Consider the following 16434-nt stretch of genomic DNA (forward strand, 5'->3'; position numbering starts at 1 on the left):
TTGCGGCGTGTGAGGGCTAGCATGCGACAAATGGCCCAAATTCGCCGCCTTCCCAACGAGCTTGTGAACCGTATCGCCGCCGGAGAGGTGGTGGAACGGCCAGCTGCCGCGCTGAAAGAGCTGGTCGAGAACGCGATCGACGCGGGCGCACGGCGAATCGCTGTCGCTCTTGTCGACGGCGGGCTGACCCGGCTCGAAGTCACCGACGATGGTTGCGGCATGAGCGCGGATGACATGGCGCTGGCGTTGGAACGGCATGCCACATCGAAACTGCCCGATGATGCGATCGAGATGGTGACGACGCTGGGATTTCGGGGCGAGGCGCTGCCGTCGATTGCCAGCGTGGCGCGCCTGACGCTGGAAAGCCGGGTGGCGGGCGCTGCGGACGGGTGGCGCCGGGTGGTCGATCACGGTCAACTGGTCGAGGACGGACCGGCTGCCGTGCCGCATGGGACGCGGGTGAGGGTGGAGCAGATCTTTGCCAAGGTGCCCGCGCGCCGCAAGTTCCTTCGCACTCCACGCAGCGAATACATCGCCTGCCTCGATATCGTCCGGCGACTGGCGATGGCGCGGCCCGATATTGCCTTCACGCTGGAAAACGGGGCGGAGGGCAAAACCCGCAAGGGGCTTTCGACGCAAAGCGACGAGGCGCTGTCCACCCGCGTTTCGCAGATCGTCGCGCGCGAATTGAAGGATAATGCCGTCGAAATTGATCTCGCCCGCGAAACCCCGCACGGGCTGATGCGGCTGACGGGGCTGGCGGGTCTGCCGACCTACAATCGCGGGGTTGCCGATCACCAGTATCTGTTCGTCAACGGCCGCCCGGTGCGTGACAAGCTGCTGACGGGGGCGGTGCGCGGGGCCTATGCCGACATGCTGGCGCGCGATCGGCACGCGGTGCTGGCGCTGTTCCTCGACATCCCGCCGCAGGATGTCGATGTGAACGTCCACCCGGCGAAGACCGAGGTGCGCTTTCGCGACAGCGCAGGGGTGCGCGGCTTTATCGTCAGCGGACTTCGTCAGGCGCTGGCAACCGGCGACAGGCGCAGCGCGCAGGGGCCGGACAGGGGCGCAATGGCGCGCTGGCAGGCGGAGCCTGTTGCGGAGCAACCCGCCGCCATGCGCTCGATCTTCGAAGGACGTGATTGGGCCGCGCAGCCCGCGCCATCAGCAACATTTGGCGAACCGCGACCGGCTTGGAATGCACCCGCGCCAAGCACACCCTCTCCCGCGCTTCCTTCGGGCCGAGCCGAGGAAGCAGCGCCTCTGCCGCAAGATGCTGTTCAATATCCGCTGGGCATCGCGCGCGGGCAGGTCGCCAACACCTATATCGTCGCGGAAAGTGCCGACGGACTTGTGCTGGTCGATCAGCACGCCGCGCACGAGCGACTGGTTCTCGAGCGGTTGAAGCGGGCAGGGGCGGAGGAGGCTGTTACCCGCTCTCAGGCATTGCTCGTCCCTGATGTGGTGGAAATGGACGAAGCCGATTGCGATCGTCTGGAGGACGCGGCGGAGGGGCTGGCGCGTTACGGGTTGCAGGTCGAACGGTTTGGCCCTTCCGCGATGCTGGTGCGCGCCGTGCCAAGCGCGATTGCCAAGGCCGACACGAACAAGCTGTTGCGCGACCTTGCCGACGATATTGCCAAGCACGGCAAGCAGGACGATAGCGGATCGCTGTTGCTTGCCGAACGGCTCGAATATGTTCTCGCGACCATGGCCTGTCACGGATCGGTCAGGGCAGGGCGGGCGCTCAGCGTCGCCGAAATGAACGCCCTGCTGCGCGAAATGGAAGCAACTCCGCGATCAGGCCAGTGCAATCACGGGCGCCCGACCTGGGTGAAGCTAAGCATGGAAGACGTCGAAAAGCTGTTCGGGCGGCATTAGGCCCGCGAAAGGGGTGCCATGAAGAAGATTGTCCTTGGCGTGATTGCGGTTTTGATCGTCGGGGCCGCCGTATTGGCAATCTATGCCACTCGCGATGGTTCACCGGTGACACCCAAAGGCGCGGGCACTGTCACCACCGCATCAGGCGAGTTCGAAGGCTTTCCTCTACCCGATTATGCGCAGGCAATGATCGGGCCGGATTACAAAAGCTATCTTGTCGAGGTGGAGCCGGGCATAAAGATGCACGTGCTGGAAGTCGGCGAGGGCTACCCTGTCTACATGCAGCACGGCAATCCGACTTCGGGCTTCCTTTATCGCAAGGTGGCCGACGTCCTGCCAAAGGACCAGTTCCGGATCATCATGCCGACACTCGTCGGGCTTGGCTTTTCCAGCAAGGTTCCGGCCAGCGAACACAGACTTGAAAATCACCTGCGCTGGACGGCCAAACTGATCGAGCAGCTCGATCTGGGACAGGCGATCTATGTCGGTCAGGATTGGGGCGGGCCTATCGGCATGGGCGCGCTTGGGCGCAATCCGGGTGTCATTTCGGGGGCGGTTGTGATGAACACCGGCTTCAACGCCCCCACCGAAAAGGGCGACATTTCTGCCGCGCACGCTGCGGTGAAAACGCCCGTAATGGGCGAGTTCATGCTGGAAACATTCGGTTCGATCTTCGACCGTCTGCCGGGTGCTCAAGGTGATCCGGATTCAATGCCGACCGATGTCTTGCAACTCTATGGCCAGCCATTGCGCGATGACGGGAACATCAAGGCACCGCTGGCCATGATGCGGATGGTTGCGGACGGCCCCGATCATCCCAGCGCCACCCAGATGCGCGAGATCGAAAGCTATGTAGCAACGCTTGATCTGCCCGTGCGGATAGTCTGGGGCATGGCGGACCCGATCCTGGGCAGCAGGCTGGACCTGATGCGGGCCAATTTCCCCGATGCGCCCGTCACCGAAACCACGGCAGGACATTTCCTGCAGGAGGAAGTGCCCGCCGAGATTGCGGCCGCGGTGATGGACGTCTTCGCAGCGGTTGATGCGCAGAAGGAATAAACCCTGCCGGTTAAGGCGCGAGGGCGCTGATTTGCCTAGACGTTGAACTTGAACAGCAGCACGTCGCCGTCCTGTACGACGTATTCCTTGCCTTCCTGCCGCAGTTTGCCTGCTTCCTTCGCGCCCGCTTCGCCGCCGAGAGTAACGTAGTCCTCATAGGCGATGGTTTCGGCGCGGATGAATCCGCGTTCGAAATCGGTGTGGATCTCGCCTGCCGCTTGCGGAGCCTTGGCGCCATCGGGGAAGGTCCATGCGCGCGCTTCTTTGGGGCCGGCGGTGAAGAAGGTTTTGAGGCCCAGCAGCTTGTATCCGGCGCGGATCACGCGGGCGAGGCCGCTTTCGGCAAGACCAAGCGACTCCAGATATTCAGCGCGGTCTTCAGGCGGCATGCCAACCAGTTCGGCCTCGATCGCGGCAGATACCACCACAGCCTGCGCGCCTTCGGCTTCGGCCTTGGCGAAGACGGCTTCTGACAGGGCGTTGCCGGTCGCGGCTTCGTCTTCGGCCACGTTGCAGACGTAGAGCACCGGCTTGGCGGTGAGCAATTGCGCCTGCTTCAAGACGCGCGCTTCCTCGTCATCCTTGGGCTCTGTCAAGCGGGCGGGCTTACCGTCCTTGAGCAGTTCGAGCGCCTGACCCAGCACCGATGCCATGATCTTGGCTTCCTTGTCCCCGGCGGTGGCGCGCTTGGCCGCGTTTGCCACCCGCTTTTCGAGGCTTTCGAGATCGGACAGCATCAGCTCGGTCTCGACCACTTCGGCGTCCGCGATCGGATCGACCTTGTTGGCGACGTGCTGGATGTCGTCATCCTCGAAACAGCGCAGCACATGGACGATGGCGTCCACTTCGCGGATGTTGCCGAGGAACTGGTTGCCCAGACCTTCGCCCTTGCTCGCGCCTTTGACCAGCCCGGCGATATCGACGAAGGCAAGCTGGGTTTCGATCACCTTCGCGCTGCCCGCGATGGCGGCGATCTTGTCGAGCCGCTCGTCAGGGACGGCGACCTGGCCGACATTCGGCTCGATCGTGCAAAACGGATAGTTCGCGGCCTGCGCGGCCTGCGTTTCGGTAAGGGCGTTGAACAGAGTGGACTTGCCGACATTGGGCAGGCCCACGATCCCGCAGCGGAAACCCATTGGGCTACTCTTTCGTGAAAGCGTTGAGAAAGAGCCGCGCCTTAGCGCCGCCTGTCGCAATTGGCCAGAGGGTGCACGCCAACGGGAAAGGGCGCGTCCCGCATAACGGAACGCGCCCTTCGAAGACTCATTTGCCGTATGTGGCGATCAGGCGGCTTGCTTGCGCCGACGCTTGGTCAGCATGAAAGCGGCTGCGCCCGCACCGAACAGCATCATGCTGGAAGGTTCAGGCACCGGAGTGCCGCCAGAAGAACCACCCGACGACCCGCCCGAGCTGCTGCTGATCGGCGGCTCCTGCGGCGGAGGCTTCAGCGCGTGAACCGGAGCCGCCGCGATACCGATTGCGGCTATCACGATGAGCGCGTGAACGAAATTGATGGAACGCATTGATTGAGACCCTTAAATTGATTTTGGGCAGTAGACTGACGCCCTCACAATTTGACTGTATATCAAAGCCTTGTTGCGTGCAGTCGGGATTGCCAGCATGTCCCATTCTGGCTCAGGTTAGCGCCGCGTTAACCCTGTTTTGCGTGATCAATCCTGCATCCTCAGGGCAATGTCGCTCATGAATCGGGCATCGTCGCCTGCGGCCAGCCATTCCGATTCTGCCGCGATTGCGCCGAGCATGGTGGCGAGATCATCCTGTTCGTCCTTGGCGTAGTTGCCCAGCACATGGCCGGTGACGCGATCCTTGTGGCCCGGGTGGCCGATGCCGATGCGCACCCGGCGGAATTCAGGCCCGATGTGCCGGTCGATCGATTTCAGCCCGTTGTGCCCCGCAGTTCCACCGCCCTGCTTCACCTTCACCTTGAACGGGGCGAGGTCGAGCTCGTCATGGAAAACCGTGAGCGCAGAGGGATCGAGCTTGTAGAACCGCAGCGCCTCGCCGACCGCCCTTCCGCTTTCATTCATGAAAGTCGCGGGTTTCAGCAGCAGCACTTTGCTGGACCCGATCCGGCCTTCCTGCACCCAGCCGGAAAACTTCTTCTGCACCGGGCCAAAGCCATGCATGTCGGCAATCACGTCGAGCGCCATGAAGCCGACGTTGTGCCGGTGCAGCGCATAGCGCGGTCCGGGATTTCCTAGGCCAGTCCAGATCTGCATGAGCGCGCTGTAGCGGCGGGAATTCCAAAACAAAACACCGGACTGGTTTCCCAGCCCGGTGCCTTGGTGATTTCGAACATCAAAGGGGGTGGAGGATCAGTCCTCGCCGCCTTCCTCTTCGGTTGCTACAGCTTCATCAGCAGCTTCGGTGCTGGTGTCGCCTTCGCTCTTCTTGAGCGAGGACGGAGCAACGAGCGTAGAGATGGTGAAGTCGCGATCGGTAATCGCGCTGGCGCTGCCTTCGGGCAGGTTCACTTCGCTGATGTGGATCGAATCGCCGACATCCTTGCCGGTCACGTCGATTTCGATTTCGCCCGGAATCTTGTCTGCAGCGCAAACCAGTTCGAGTTCGTGACGCACCACGTTGAGAACGCCGCCCTTCTTGAGGCCGGGCGACTTTTCTTCGTTGATGAAGATCACGGGAACCGAAACGTCGACCTTTGCATCCTTCGACAGGCGGAAGAAGTCCGCATGCGTCGGGCGATCGGTCACGGGATGCAGCGCGACATCCTTGGGAAGGGTGCGGATCGTTTCGCCACCCACTTCGATGTTGACGATCGAGTTCATGAAGTGGCCGGTCATCAGCTGACGGACCAGTTCCTTTTCCTCGACGTGGATCGTCGTGGGTTCTTCCTTGCCACCGTAGATGACTGCGGGAATCCGACCTTCGCGGCGAAGTGCTCGGGAGGCTCCCTTGCCTGCCCGTTCGCGGCGTTCGGCCGGCAAAGTGAGAGTGTCGCTCATTGCATTTGCCTTTCGAAAGCGTGTTAGAGAGTGTTTTGCGGCGCGCCGCCTCCAGGGATGACCAGAGCGCCGAAGCGCGGGCACATAGCGGGATCGGGGGAAAAGGCAACCGCGAAGTGCGCTTTTCGGCTGCGCGACGGTTTCATCTATCGTCGGGTAAGGGTGTACCCTTCGGCTTCCAGCATCGCAACGAGGCCGTCCGGGCCGACCAGATGCGCCGTTCCGACTGCCACAAGAGGCTTCGGCTGTTTGCCAAGCTCAGGCAGCAGCGATGCGATCCAGCGACGGTTCCTGCCCGCCAGCAAGGCTTCGTGCAGCTCGGGGTCGGCAAGGATGCCTTCGCCTGTCGCCCTGGCCAACGTGGCTTCATCGCCCGCCAGCCATGCTTGCAACAGCCAATCGGGATTGTCGCGGGAGGCCATCCATTCGCGCACGGTTCCTTCCAGCAAGTCTTGCTGATCCTCATCCGGCAGCGTGTCGAATATGCCCAATTGCGATGCGGTCGTCTCAAAGCCGCGCAAGGGGCGGCCCTCGAAATCGCGGATCACCGCACGATCGACTCCATTGGCAGGTTTGCCCTTTGTATCCACCCGCGAAAGCAGGATCGCCGCGGCCCAGTCCTCGGTAGAAAGGAATTGCTCGGGAGGAAGCTCAGACCGTGCGAGGATCATCGCTAGCGGCTCGCGCAGGTCTGGTGCCACTCGCTCCTGAAGCGGATCAAGGCCCGGCGTCCTGGCCAAACGGGCAAATATCTCGGCTCTTCCGGCGTCATTGGTCTGATCGTCTATTTCGACCCACAGCACGTCTGCCGTTTCGATCGCGTCTTTGATAGCGGCGGTGCGCCACGAAACGCCATCGGGGAGGGCGTGGATGGTGCCAAGCAGCCATCCTTCGACCTCCCCGTCTGCGTTCGCGATTTCATAGAGCAGCGGATTGGCGGTGGTTTCGTCATCGCTGTCCGGTTCGCCCCCGCTGCACGCCGCGATCAGCAAAGTGCAAGCGAGGGCGATAGCTCGAAACGGGCTCACTGCACCCGCGTGGTTTCGATGCCACGCTCAGCCAGATAATCCTGCACGCTGCGTTCGCCCGCGAGGTGGCCTGCTCCGACAGCGATGAACACGGTCCCGGGAGTGGTTTCAAGACGGCTTTCGATCCATTCCGCCCAGTTGACGTTGCGATTGTAGAGCAGCACTTCGGCGAAACCTTCACCTTCCATGCCCTCGTTCATTACGGCGGCCAGCCCTTCGGCGTCACCTTCGACCCATTCTGCCACCATCTTGTCGAGCATGGCTTCGGCTTCGCCTGCACCTTCGGCTGCGGAAATCATGAATTCGACCTGCTGGTCGATCGGCATCCCGTCAAAGATGCCAAGCTGGAATTCGATCGTTTCAAGCGCGTCCTTCGCCGTGTCTCCCGACTTGCCGAGGATAATCTTGTCGACGCCCGAATTGGGATCATACCCCTTTTGCAGCAGCGGCAGCATGGTGAGCGTGAGACCGGCCATCCACGGCTCGAACGGGTCGAATGTGGCTGCGGGAATGCCCATGCCGGCCAGTGCAGCTTCGTATTTGGCGGTCTGTTCTTCGTCGAGGACAGAACGCAGCGTGGTGCCATCGGTGAACATCCCGCGTTGCAGTGCCATCTGCTGCATCGCCGCTTCGCTAGCGGGATCCATCTTGATTTCGGTAACAACAGTGTCTGCCGACTGGAGCGCCGCGTCGATTTCGGCGTCATACCATTGCACGTCCGGCTTCAGCGCGTGAACCGTGCCGAACAGATAGATCGTGGTGTCTTCATCGGCGACCTTCCACAGCGCCGGGCCTTCGGGGCCGCTAGGCAGTTCTGCAGTCAGCTGTTCAGGATCGTCATGTGCCTCTGCAAACGCAGGGTTGGCGGCAAACAGGGCAAGAGTGGCGACCGAAGCTGAAACGATTGAGCGGAGTTTCATTGGGGCAGTTCCTTTCGAGGGTGAGTTTCTAATGGGTCAATTTGACTGTAATTTGAACGGGAAAGAAGAATTTACCGGGTAAGCCAGGCGTAAAGATAGGCGAGGAACATCGAGACGAATCCGATTGCCCAGACGCCAAAGGCATGGGGCGGGGGCACGAACCCTCCGGCGTAAAGCACCGCCCAGATCGGGAAGCCTGCCAGCACGGCCAGCGATCCGCCGGTGAAGGAGATGTAGTTCAATTCACGCTTGTAATCGTCGATCTGGGTGAAACCCCAAAGCGGGAGGGCGAGAAAGCCGACGAGCAGGCCGATGGCGGTGCCGATGGCGACGCCCGGCGGTAGCGAGAGCTTTTCCCAGTCGCCGGCAAACAGATTGCCGTCGCCCTGATCAAAGAAGCCGGTGAAGAAGCCGATCAGTCCGCCGATCAGCATGGCCACGCAGAAATAGATGATCTGACGGCGCTGGCGGGCCTTGTGGCGCGCCTCTCCGGGGTTGAGGATATCGGTATCGGTCATGAATTTTCTCCGTCGTCGAAGATTTCTTCAATGGACATGTCGAACAGCCGCGCGATGCGGAAAGCGAGGGGGAGTGAGGGGTCGTGCTTGCCGGTCTCGATCGCGTTGACGGCCTGGCGTGAGACGTCGAGGCGTCCGGCCAGTTCGGCCTGCGACCAGTCGCGTTCCGCGCGGAGGACTTTGAGGCGGTTTTTCATCGTGGTTAAAGGCCGATGGCGGCGGTGCTTTTTGCGAGGATGTTGCCGACTGCAAATCCGCTGAACCCAAGCAGGAGAATGGCCTGCCAACGTTTCATGCGGACCGTTTCCGAAAGCGATTTCATGGTGCACCTCCATCAGGTTTTTATGACTAAATGTCAGGTTGTCCTGACTATATGTCCTGATTCACTGACAATGTCAACATAACCTGACTTTTGGTAATGAAGAGGCGACTTCTGACGCTGGAATCCGTGCAAGGGAGGTCGGGATGTTGCGTCGCACCATTGACGCTTCACGGGGCATGAGCCATGGGCCAAGCGCCATGAACAGCCACCCTCAAGCTGCGGGCCTGCCCGCGCGTGATCCGACCCGCTCTTTCCAGGACATGATCCTGACGCTGCACGATTTCTGGGCGGCGCAGGGCTGTGTGATCCTCCAGCCCTATGACATGCGTATGGGGGCGGGGACATTCCACACCGCAACCACGCTGCGCGCACTGGGTCCGGAGCCGTGGAACGCGGCCTTTGTCCAGCCGTGCCGCCGCCCGACCGACGGGCGCTATGGCGAAAATCCCAACCGGTTGCAGCATTACTACCAGTATCAGGTCATCCTGAAGCCTTCGCCGGCTGACATTCAGGAACTGTATCTCGACAGCCTGAAAGCCATCGGCATCGATCCGCTGGCGCACGACATCCGCTTTGTCGAAGACGACTGGGAATCGCCTACGCTCGGCGCATGGGGGCTGGGCTGGGAAGTCTGGTGCGACGGGATGGAAGTCACCCAGTTCACCTATTTCCAGCAGATGGGCGGTTTCGATTGCAAACCTGTGGCAGGCGAACTGACCTACGGGCTTGAACGGCTCGCCATGTACATTCAGGGCGTCGACAACGTCTACGACCTCGCCTTCAACGATCGTGGGGTCAGCTACGGCGAAGTCTTCCTCGAAAACGAGAAGCAGATGTCGAAGTGGAACTTCGAAGTGGCGGAGACGGACGCGCTGTTCGACCTGTTCACCAAGGCCGAGGCGGAGTGCCGCAACGCGCTTGCCAATGACGTGCCGATTGCCGCCTATGAACAGGCGATCGAGGCCAGCCATATCTTCAACCTGCTTCAGGCACGCGGCGTCATCAGCGTGCAGGAACGCGCCAGCTACATGGGCCGGGTGCGCGATCTGGCGCGCGGTTCCTGCGAGAAATACGCCGAGCTGATGGCCCCGCGCTGGGCCGCGCAATATCCGGAATGGAGCCTCAACTGATGGCTGATTTCCTGCTTGAACTGCGTTGCGAAGAAATCCCTGCCCGGATGCAGGCAGGTGCGCGTGCCGAACTGGAAAAGCTGTTCCGCCGCGAGCTGGAAGCTTCTGGCATTGCCGCCGGTGATCTCACCGTCTGGTCCACCCCGCGCCGCCTTGCACTGATCGCTCGCGGATTGCCCTTGCAGACCGAGGCTGTCAGCGAAGAGGCCAAGGGTCCGCCAGTGGGCGCACCCGATCAGGCGATCGACGGTTTTTGCCGCAAGAACGGCGTTACGCGCGATCAGTTGGAAGAACGCGACGTCAAGGGCCGCGCAACCTGGTTTGCGGTGATCGAGAAGCCCGGTCAGGCCGTTGCCGATCTGCTTGCTGCCGCGATCCCCGCGATCATCCGCGACTTCAGCTGGCCTAAGTCGATGCGCTGGGGCGCAGCCTCGATCAGCAGCGAAAGCACCCGCTGGGTCCGCCCGCTTTCGGGGATCGTGGCGCTGCTCGATGGTGAAATCGTGCCTTGCGTCACCGACGGGCTGGCTTCGGGCCGCACGACCTGCGGACATCGCTTCCATTCCGAAGGCGAGATCGAGATCGAGGGCGCGGATGATTACGCCGCCAAACTGCGCGATGCCCATGTCATCGTCGATCATGAGGAACGCGCCGCGATCATCCGCGAAGGCGCGGCCAAGGTCGCTGCCGAGGCCGGCCTGAAGCTGGTCGAGGACGAAGGTCTGGTAGTAGAGAACGCCGGGCTCACCGAATGGCCGGTGCCGCTGCTTGGCCGGTTCGACGAAAGCTATCTCGACGTGCCGCCCGAGGTCATCCAGCTGACCGCGCGGGTGAACCAAAAGTATTTCGTGTGCGAGGACAGCGCCGGGAAACTCGCCAACGCATTCATCTGCACCGCGAATATCGAAGCGGTTGACCCTGCCGTGGTGGTGGACGGCAACCGCAAGGTGCTGGCCGCACGGCTTTCCGATGCACGGTTCTTCTGGGAACTCGACCAGAAAACTTCGCTGGCGGATCATGCGAAGAAGCTGGAACGGATCACCTTCCACGAGAAGTTAGGCACCGTCGCCAACAAGGTCGAGCGTGTGGCGAAGCTAGCGCGGTGGCTGTGCGAGGAAGAGATTGTCGCGGGCGACCCGGACCTCGCCGAACAGGCCGCGCGGCTGTGCAAGGCCGATCTCGTCACCGAAATGGTCGGTGAGTTTCCCGAATTGCAAGGCCTGATGGGCGGTTACTACGCCGAAAAGGAAGGCCTGCCGGTCGAAGTCTCGGACGCGATCCGCGATCATTACAAGCCGGTGGGGCAGGGCGCTGATGTGCCGACCGCTCCAGTGACGGTGGCGGTGTCGCTGGCGGACAAGCTGGATACCTTGCGCAGTTTCTTTGCCATCGACGAAAAGCCGACTGGATCAAAGGATCCGTTCGCCCTTAGACGCGCCGCACTCGGGATTATCCGGCTCATTACCGAAAACGGACTGCGGATGGGCGTTGCAGAGGGTGAACTCCTCGACTTCTTCGCCGACCGTCTCAAGGTCCAGCAGCGCGAAGCGGGTGTCCGTCATGATCTGATCGACGCGGTGTTCGCACTCGGCGGGGAGGATGATCTCGTCCGGCTGCTCGCCCGTGTCCATGCGCTCCAGTCGTTCATGGAAACCGAAGACGGCGCGAACCTGCTTGCCGGGTACAAGCGCGCGGCGAACATTCTCAAGAAGGAAGGTCATGCCGGCCAGCCCGGCGATGACGGGACGAAAGTCGAACTTTCCTACTCACCTGAAACAGCCGAAAAGGCGCTGATCGATGCTCTGGCTGATGCCGCGCCCAAGGCGGCGGCTGCGGTGGCGCAGGAGCGGTTCGAAGATGCCATGGCCGCGCTCGCCAGCTTGCGGGCATCCGTGGATGCTTTCTTTGATGAGGTGACGGTGAATGATGATGCCGCGACAAAGCGCGAGGCCCGCCTCAACCTGCTGGCGCGCTTCACCCGCGCCGTCGGCAATGTCGCCGATTTCAGCCGGATCGAAGGCTGATCGGAAAGTCACACATCGCATGCCCGCAAACACGAAAAACCTGTGGAATTACCGAGAGATGGACACGGCGCGAACTTTTTCAAAAGGGCGTGATCAGTGTTCCATGAAGGGGAACCAGCAATGACGAAATCGGTCTACACCTTCGGCGGCAACGCGCCTCATGACGATCCCCGGCAGGGCGACAAGACAGTCACCGGCGGTAAAGGCGCGAACCTTGCGGAAATGGCCAGCATCGGCCTGCCCGTGCCTCCGGGTTTCACCATCACGACCGAGGAATGCGTCAACTATCTGCAGCATGGCGCGGACTTCAGCGATGCCCTGCGCGCCGAAGTTGCCAAGGCGCTGACGCATATCGAGGAATCGGTGGGCAAGTGTTTCGGCGATGCAGCCGATCCGATGCTGGTGTCGGTGCGTTCGGGTGCGCGGGTTTCCATGCCCGGCATGATGGACACGGTTTTGAACCTTGGCCTTAACGACGCCACCGTCGAAGGGCTGGCGGCGACCAGCGGCGATGAACGCTTCGCCTGGGACAGCTATCGCCGGTTCATCCAGATGTATTCCGACGTTGTGCTCGGCCTGGATCATGGCCTGTTCGAAGAAGCGCTGGAAATAGCCAAGGAAGACAACGGCTTCTACAACGATACCGAGCTTTCTGCCGACGATTGGCGCGCTCTGGTTGGCGAATACAAGGGCATTGTCGAACAGGAACTGGGCAAGCCGTTCCCGCAGGATGTGAACGAGCAATTGTGGGGCGCGATCCGCGCCGTGTTTGACAGCTGGGACAGCGACCGGGCGAAGGTCTACCGCCGCCTCAACGACATTCCGGGCGACTGGGGCACGGCTGTCAACGTGCAGGCGATGGTGTTCGGCAACATGGGCGACACGTCGGCGACGGGCGTGGCCTTCACCCGCGATCCGGCGACGGGCAACCGCGCCTATTACGGCGAATACCTGATCAACGCGCAAGGCGAGGACGTGGTGGCGGGCATCCGCACGCCGCAATATCTGACCAAGGCCGCGCGTGAGGCCGCTGGAGCCAAGCCGTTGTCGATGGAAGAGGCGATGCCCGAAGCCTATGGCGAGCTGGCCCGCGTGTTCGACCTGCTCGAAGCGCATTACAAGGACATGCAGGACATCGAGTTCACCGTGGAACGCGGCAAGCTGTGGATGCTGCAAACCCGTTCGGGCAAGCGGACGGCCAAGGCCGCGCTCAAGATGGCGGTGGAAATGGTCGGCGAAGGGTTGATCGACAAGCGCGAGGCCGTGCGCCGGATCGATCCGATGGCGCTTGATCAATTGCTGCACCCCACGCTTGATCCGGATGCTCCGCGCAATGTGCTGACGACGGGCCTGCCCGCGTCGCCGGGCGCGGCAGCGGGCAAGATCGTGCTGGATGCCGATACGGCAGAACAATGGGCCAATCGCGGCGAGAAGGTGATCCTTGTCCGGGTCGAGACTTCGCCGGAAGACATCCACGGCATGCACGCCGCGCAAGGCATCCTGACCGCGCGCGGCGGGATGACGAGCCACGCGGCGGTGGTGGCGCGGGGCATGGGGCGTCCTTGTGTCTCGGGCGCGGGTGCGGTTTCGATCGACCGTCCGAGCCGCAGCTTGCGGATCGGCTCGCAGGAGCTGAAGGAAGGCGACGAGATCACACTGGACGGGGCCAACGGTCAGGTGATGCTGGGCATCGTCCCGACGATCGAGCCGGAGCTGGTGGGCGATTTCGCCACGCTGATGGAATGGGCCGACGATCTGCGCCGGATGAAGGTGCGCACCAACGCCGAAACGCCCGCCGACTGCAAGATGGCGCGTCAGTTCGGTGCGGAGGGCATCGGCCTTTGCCGTACGGAGCACATGTTCTTCGACGCGAGCCGAATCAGCGCGGTGCGCCAGATGATCCTTGCCGAAGACGAACGCGGACGGCGCAAGGCGCTTGAGCAGTTGCTGCCCGAACAGCGGGCCGACTTTACCGCGATTTTCGAGGTGATGGCGGGGCTTCCCTGCACGATCCGCCTGCTCGACCCGCCGCTGCACGAGTTCCTGCCGACCCGCGACGAGGAGTTTGCCGAGCTCTCCGATGCGACCGGGCTGGGTGTCGATCACCTCAAGCGGCGCGCGGACGAACTGCACGAATTCAACCCGATGCTGGGCCATCGCGGCTGTCGTCTCGGGATCACCTATCCCGAGATTTACGAGATGCAGGCACGCGCCATCTTTGAGGCGGCGTGTGCGGTAAAGGCGGCTTCGGGTGAAGCGCCACTGCCCGAGATCATGATCCCGCTGGTCGCCACCAAACGCGAGCTGCAATTGCTCAAGGCGCTGGTGGACAAGGTGGCAGCCGAGGTGTTCGGCGAAAAGGGCACTGTGGTCGAGTATCTGGTGGGCACCATGATCGAACTGCCGCGCGCCGCGCTTATGGCAGGTGAGATCGCGCAGGAAGGCGCGTTCTTCAGCTTTGGCACCAACGATCTGACGCAGACGACGCTGGGCGTGAGTCGTGACGATTCGGCACGGTTCCTTGCTCCTTATGTCGACAAGGGCATCTTCCCGCGCGATCCGTTCGTCAGCCTCGATATCGAAGGCGTCGGCCAATTGGTCGAACTGGCGGCAGAGCGGGGCAGGGCTACCCGGCCTGATATCAAGCTGGGAATCTGCGGCGAGCATGGCGGCGACCCCGCTTCGATCGCGTTCTGCGAAAAGGTGGGCCTCGATTACGTCAGCGCCTCGCCCTATCGCGTGCCGATTGCCCGGCTTGCGGCGGCTCAGGCGGGGCTAGCTGCCGGCAAGTGAGCGGCGGCCGGTCAGGGTGACGATCTCGAAGGTTTCGGACACCTTGCCGTCAGCATCGGCCTGATCGCGAAAGGCCGCTCTTGCGCGGGCGAGGGCAGCCTTGCCGAGTGGCGGAGCCCGGTCGGTGAGCGCGCTGGTCAGCCCCTGATCGCGCAGGTCGCTGACCAGTCGATCAAGCGAGGAATAGCGCACTGTGAGCGTGTGCGTGTCGACTACAGGGTCCTTCCACCCGGCCCGCTGCAGCAATTGCGGTGCGGCCCGCGCATCGACCATCGGGTGAATGCGCGCCGCCGGTCGATCGCCATCAGCAGCCAGCATCGCGGCCCGAAGGCGCGGCAGGCTCTGGCCCCCGATGAAGCTGGCAATGGCAAGACCGCCCGGCCGCAACGCATTGCGCATATGGATCAAGGCACCTGGCAGATCGTTGACCGCATCAAGCTGGCCGATCACCGCGACCAGATCGAATGGACCGCCCGCTATCGCTTGGGTCGGGTCCGCCATCGCCGCTTCGCACACCGTGGCGGAGCCTTGCGCGAGGTAGGCAGACAGCTCCGTCGAACCAGGCCCGAAGAGTATCGAACTGCGCGCCTCATGCCGGACGAAAGCAAGCCGTTCGACGATGTCGTCGCAGATGTCGTCTAAGATGAAGCGCGCAGCATCCCCATGCCGCTCGCGCCGCAAGATGGATCGCGAGACCCTTTGCACGCGGCGGGTTTCGGAAAAGATGCGGGGAACGGAAGCCTCATTCATGCATCTCGCCCTGCCGCGCTTGCGTGCGCGGCGCAAGGGGTGCACAGATCGAGTCATGGGGTGGGGGTCGCATCTTGTCGAGGGTCTGAGGCCGGTCGTCGATCTGGTCTATCCACCTCGTTGTCCGCTTTGCGGCAGCGCCCTTGCCACGCAGGGGGGTTTGTGTCCCGATTGCTGGAGCGAACTGGAAGTTCCCGGCGATCCGTCGTGTTCGACCTGCCAACGTCCGATGGGCAGTGCTCAGGCTATGAAGGCCGACCAATGCTATGCATGCCTTGCCGATCCGCCAGAGCATTCGGGGATCGTGGCGGCGACAGTGTACAACGATGCCTCACGCCGCTTGATCCTCAATTTCAAGCATGGTGGCAGGATTGCCCTTGCGCCCTTGCTTGCCCGGTTGATAGCCGTGCGGATTGACGAATTGTCCGGCGAGCCTGCGCTGCTTGTCCCGGTCCCGTTGCATCGCTGGCGGCTTTGGCGGCGCGGATACAACCAGGCGGCGCTGCTGGCGCGTGAGCTTGCCAAGACCGGCAAAGGCGAACTGGATGTCGATGCGCTGGTAAGGCGAAAGCGCACACCCAGCCTTGGCGGCCTCGGACGGGAAAAGCGTGAGCGGGCGCTTGCAGGAGCAATTGAGGTGCGCGCGCGTTCGGTTGCGCGGGTCGCCGGACGCGACATCATCCTGGTTGACGATGTTCTCACCAGCGGTGCCACGAGTTCTGCCTGCACCATCGCGCTGTTGAACGCGGGGGCAAAGAGCGTGCGTATCGCGTGCTTTGCGCGGGTCATTGACGGAAGTGGAATGGGCAAGGCGAGGCCGGATACCGAAACGCCCGAGGCCATTACAGCCCCGGGCGCCACGTGACGAAATGGTTCAGAACCGCTCAAAGAGAGCTCAGATGACGACCCCCTAACTTCGTCATCAGGATCCTGTCCCTCATCGTTCAACCGGAACTACCGACACCCCGCTGTCGGCTTGAACCGGTCACCCCCTGAACCTGGCACCTTACAATGCCGTTGTC

General features: G+C 62.4%; 15 protein-coding genes. 6 read left to right on the forward strand and 9 right to left on the reverse strand.

Annotated features, from left to right (window positions below):
• Positions 1-30: 30 nt before the first annotated feature.
• Positions 31-1884, forward strand: coding sequence for a DNA mismatch repair endonuclease MutL (gene mutL, locus L1K66_RS10080; RefSeq protein ID WP_252257749.1), 1854 nt, complete (start codon positions 31-33; stop codon positions 1882-1884).
• An 18-nt stretch (positions 1885-1902) separates the two neighbouring features.
• A complete protein-coding gene (locus L1K66_RS10085; RefSeq protein WP_252257751.1) occupies positions 1903-2943 on the forward strand; it encodes an alpha/beta fold hydrolase in 1041 nt (346 codons plus the stop codon).
• A gap of 35 nt (positions 2944-2978) precedes the next feature.
• Here the strand turns inward: L1K66_RS10085 and ychF are convergent, their stop codons facing one another.
• The 8 genes from ychF to L1K66_RS10125 form a co-directional block, all read right to left on the reverse strand.
• The gene (ychF, locus tag L1K66_RS10090; protein WP_252257753.1) at positions 2979-4079 is read right to left on the reverse strand and encodes a redox-regulated ATPase YchF; all 1101 of its coding nucleotides are present in this window, start codon (positions 4077-4079) and stop codon (positions 2979-2981) included.
• A gap of 147 nt (positions 4080-4226) precedes the next feature.
• Positions 4227-4466: a PEP-CTERM sorting domain-containing protein gene (locus tag L1K66_RS10095; protein ID WP_034953986.1), complete on the reverse strand. Its 240-nt coding sequence runs from the start codon at positions 4464-4466 to the stop codon at positions 4227-4229.
• Between the two features lie 147 nt (positions 4467-4613).
• On the reverse strand, positions 4614-5183 hold the full coding sequence (gene pth / locus L1K66_RS10100) for an aminoacyl-tRNA hydrolase (protein ID WP_252257755.1): 570 nt from the start codon (positions 5181-5183) through the stop codon (positions 4614-4616).
• Between the two features lie 96 nt (positions 5184-5279).
• The gene (locus L1K66_RS10105; RefSeq protein WP_252257756.1) at positions 5280-5927 is read right to left on the reverse strand and encodes a 50S ribosomal protein L25/general stress protein Ctc; all 648 of its coding nucleotides are present in this window, start codon (positions 5925-5927) and stop codon (positions 5280-5282) included.
• Between the two features lie 146 nt (positions 5928-6073).
• Positions 6074-6955 (reverse strand): TraB/GumN family protein, encoded by an 882-nt coding sequence (locus L1K66_RS10110; protein ID WP_252257757.1) that lies wholly within the window; start codon positions 6953-6955, stop codon positions 6074-6076.
• Positions 6952-7875 (reverse strand): TraB/GumN family protein, encoded by a 924-nt coding sequence (locus tag L1K66_RS10115; protein WP_252257758.1) that lies wholly within the window; start codon positions 7873-7875, stop codon positions 6952-6954. The genes L1K66_RS10110 and L1K66_RS10115 overlap by 4 nt, the downstream gene beginning before the upstream one ends.
• Before the next feature lie 71 nt (positions 7876-7946).
• A complete protein-coding gene (locus tag L1K66_RS10120; RefSeq protein WP_252257759.1) occupies positions 7947-8393 on the reverse strand; it encodes a hypothetical protein in 447 nt (148 codons plus the stop codon).
• The gene (locus L1K66_RS10125; RefSeq protein ID WP_252257760.1) at positions 8390-8590 is read right to left on the reverse strand and encodes a helix-turn-helix transcriptional regulator; all 201 of its coding nucleotides are present in this window, start codon (positions 8588-8590) and stop codon (positions 8390-8392) included. Before L1K66_RS10125 ends, L1K66_RS10120 begins: the two co-directional genes overlap by 4 nt.
• Positions 8591-8975: 385 nt before the next feature.
• Here L1K66_RS10125 and L1K66_RS10130 point away from each other — a divergent pair, with 385 nt between their 5' ends.
• The 3 genes from L1K66_RS10130 (at position 8976) to ppdK (ending at position 14662) form a co-directional block, all read left to right on the forward strand.
• Positions 8976-9845 carry a glycine--tRNA ligase subunit alpha gene (locus L1K66_RS10130; protein ID WP_252260483.1) on the forward strand — a complete coding sequence of 290 codons (870 nt, stop codon included), beginning with the start codon at positions 8976-8978 and terminating at the stop codon, positions 9843-9845.
• Positions 9845-11869, forward strand: coding sequence for a glycine--tRNA ligase subunit beta (glyS, locus tag L1K66_RS10135; protein ID WP_252257761.1), 2025 nt, complete (start codon positions 9845-9847; stop codon positions 11867-11869). Before L1K66_RS10130 ends, glyS begins: the two co-directional genes overlap by 1 nt.
• Before the next feature lie 120 nt (positions 11870-11989).
• Positions 11990-14662, forward strand: a complete 2673-nt coding sequence (gene ppdK / locus L1K66_RS10140) for a pyruvate, phosphate dikinase (protein WP_252257762.1) — start codon at positions 11990-11992, stop codon at positions 14660-14662.
• Here the strand turns inward: ppdK and L1K66_RS10145 are convergent.
• Complete coding sequence (locus L1K66_RS10145; protein ID WP_252257763.1) at positions 14645-15412, reverse strand: methyltransferase domain-containing protein; 768 nt, start codon at positions 15410-15412, stop codon at positions 14645-14647. The two genes, ppdK and L1K66_RS10145, sit on opposite strands and share 18 nt — an antisense overlap.
• 55 nt (positions 15413-15467) lie before the next feature.
• Between L1K66_RS10145 and L1K66_RS10150 the strand changes: the two genes are divergently transcribed.
• Complete coding sequence (locus L1K66_RS10150; RefSeq protein WP_252257765.1) at positions 15468-16277, forward strand: double zinc ribbon domain-containing protein; 810 nt, start codon at positions 15468-15470, stop codon at positions 16275-16277.
• The last annotated feature ends 157 nt before the right edge of the window (positions 16278-16434 follow it).

Source organism: Erythrobacter aurantius, from assembly GCF_023823125.1.
Lineage (GTDB): Bacteria > Pseudomonadota > Alphaproteobacteria > Sphingomonadales > Sphingomonadaceae > Erythrobacter > Erythrobacter aurantius.

Coding starts and splice junctions, on each gene's coding strand:
- mutL (WP_252257749.1), top strand. CDS start 31: ATGGCCCAAATTCGCCGCCTTCCCAACGAGCTTGTGAACCGTATCGCC.
- L1K66_RS10085 (WP_252257751.1), top strand. CDS start 1,903: ATGAAGAAGATTGTCCTTGGCGTGATTGCGGTTTTGATCGTCGGGGCC.
- ychF (WP_252257753.1), bottom strand. CDS start 4,079: ATGGGTTTCCGCTGCGGGATCGTGGGCCTGCCCAATGTCGGCAAGTCC.
- L1K66_RS10095 (WP_034953986.1), bottom strand. CDS start 4,466: ATGCGTTCCATCAATTTCGTTCACGCGCTCATCGTGATAGCCGCAATC.
- pth (WP_252257755.1), bottom strand. CDS start 5,183: ATGCAGATCTGGACTGGCCTAGGAAATCCCGGACCGCGCTATGCGCTG.
- L1K66_RS10105 (WP_252257756.1), bottom strand. CDS start 5,927: ATGAGCGACACTCTCACTTTGCCGGCCGAACGCCGCGAACGGGCAGGC.
- L1K66_RS10115 (WP_252257758.1), bottom strand. CDS start 7,875: ATGAAACTCCGCTCAATCGTTTCAGCTTCGGTCGCCACTCTTGCCCTG.
- L1K66_RS10120 (WP_252257759.1), bottom strand. CDS start 8,393: ATGACCGATACCGATATCCTCAACCCCGGAGAGGCGCGCCACAAGGCC.
- L1K66_RS10125 (WP_252257760.1), bottom strand. CDS start 8,590: ATGAAAAACCGCCTCAAAGTCCTCCGCGCGGAACGCGACTGGTCGCAG.
- L1K66_RS10130 (WP_252260483.1), top strand. CDS start 8,976: ATGATCCTGACGCTGCACGATTTCTGGGCGGCGCAGGGCTGTGTGATC.
- glyS (WP_252257761.1), top strand. CDS start 9,845: ATGGCTGATTTCCTGCTTGAACTGCGTTGCGAAGAAATCCCTGCCCGG.
- ppdK (WP_252257762.1), top strand. CDS start 11,990: ATGACGAAATCGGTCTACACCTTCGGCGGCAACGCGCCTCATGACGAT.
- L1K66_RS10145 (WP_252257763.1), bottom strand. CDS start 15,412: ATGAATGAGGCTTCCGTTCCCCGCATCTTTTCCGAAACCCGCCGCGTG.
- L1K66_RS10150 (WP_252257765.1), top strand. CDS start 15,468: ATGGGGTGGGGGTCGCATCTTGTCGAGGGTCTGAGGCCGGTCGTCGAT.